We start from the raw sequence: 1,606 nt of genomic DNA, 5'->3' as shown, positions 1-1,606 counted from the left end.
CGGCCTCCTCGACCTCAACGCGGTAGCCCGCGTTCACATCCAGCCGGCAACGCTCCCGAAATTGTGTGCGTGTCAATCCCGCCGGCACGGCCGCTAAGATCTCGCGGATATAGTCCTCGTCCATGGCTCCCCTCACAGCAATGGCAGTTGATCGCGGGCGGTATCATCGAACAAGCCGACGTCGCAAGCCTTCTGCGGCTTCAATGGGCGCATCGCCCTTGCGGCCTGGTTGCGCACCAGGCTGGCGCCGGCGTCGCGCTCGGCACCGGGCAGGACGATCTGAAGGCCGGCCGGCGTTTGCTCGGCCGGCGGCTCCTCGATCAGGACGACGTCACGGATCTGCGCCACGCCGCGAGCGGCGGCGACTTGGCGCGCCTCGCTGTAGTCGGATGCGCGAACGCGGAGGGTGCATGTCCCTCCGCTCTTGCCCGCGCCGACGATCTTCCAAAGTGGCTTCATGGCTCAGACCTCCGCCGGCATGCGCCGCGCCAGCTCTTGGTAAACCAGCGTGCTTGCCCATTCGGCCGCGCCATCGACCATGATGTCGCGGGCCAGCATCGGCGTGCCCCAGTCCGAGACCTTGACGGCGAGATCTTCGCCGTACTTCCGCGCCACCTTCGAGGCTGCCCGTTCATAGAACGCCGGCGAATAGCGCCGCTCGGTGAACACGTAGTCGGCGCCGAACCGCACCAGCTCCGACTTGAACGAGGGTTGCATTTGCTGTGCGCTCGGCACGGTGCCCATGCTGCCGGCGGTGCCGCGCGTCTTGGCGAACGCCGCGGTGCCGTCCGGCATCAACCAGGCGTAGTTGCTATAGGCGAGGTCGATCATGCCGTCGAAGCCGCCGCCGGCATAGGCGCCGGTGACACTCTCGACCAGCTTCGCGGTTGGGCCGTCGATCCAGCCGACGGTGATCGAGGCGCCGCCGCTGTAGGTCTTGGACTTCACCGAGAACTTGGTGCGGGGGGAAGTTCTTCTTGAGCGCCGCGCGGATCAGCTTCGCAGTTTCAGCGCAGGAAATGTAGCGGGCTTGCGTCATCTCGGATCTCCATCAGTGGGCCGGGCGCCGTGCCCTGACCTCGCCCTGATGTTAGGGTTTAATACCCTAGGGTACAACACCCTAGAAAAACAAAATCGCGCTGTGGCCCTGAGTCATGATGCCGCAGCGGGCACGGCGACTGCGCCGGCGCGCCAGCGCCGAATAGCGCAGCGCCCAGGTCGCGCGCCTCGCGCGCGTCCGCATGTCTCTTCCCCTTCCGTTCCGCTGAAAAATCGAGGCTGAACCATGAACGCGCGCCAGCTCGCCCGCCGCCCCCTCGCACCCCGGCCCCGGTCCTGCCCCGCCCCGCAACCCGACAATGGATCACTTAACTCCGCGTTCGGGGTGAGAGAGTGCAGGGGATCGAGGCGCGGGGCGCGGGCTGGTTACAGCCGGTTACAAGCGGTTACAGTAATTGTAACCGGATTATATCAGCAAAATCAGCAACATAGCGGGTTTGGTTACAGGTTACAGCCGATCCGCGTCCTATCTCGCGTGCGCGCGCGCACATGCGCGCGATGCTGTAACTCTGTAACTTTGTAACCACGAGGTATAAATGATTGATAT

At 64.6% G+C, this 1,606-nt stretch carries 1 protein-coding gene and 1 pseudogene; both read right to left on the bottom strand.

Going from position 1 to position 1,606, the window contains the following annotated elements; all coding sequences use genetic code 11:
• Window positions 1–132 precede the first annotated feature (132 nt).
• On the bottom strand, window positions 133–459 hold the full coding sequence (locus AC629_RS43875; protein ID WP_084810785.1) for a hypothetical protein: 327 nt from the start codon (window positions 457–459) through the stop codon (window positions 133–135).
• Window positions 460–462: 3 nt separating this feature from the next.
• Window positions 463–957 (bottom strand): annotated as a pseudogene (locus AC629_RS43870) (LPD29 domain-containing protein); the annotation flags it as partial.
• Window positions 958–1,606 lie beyond the last annotated feature (649 nt).

The organism is Bradyrhizobium sp. NAS80.1, assembly GCF_001908205.1.
Classification (GTDB): domain Bacteria; phylum Pseudomonadota; class Alphaproteobacteria; order Rhizobiales; family Xanthobacteraceae; genus Bradyrhizobium.
Note: the sequence above shows the minus strand (reverse complement) of the source record. Positions and strands in the feature narration are given on the sequence as shown.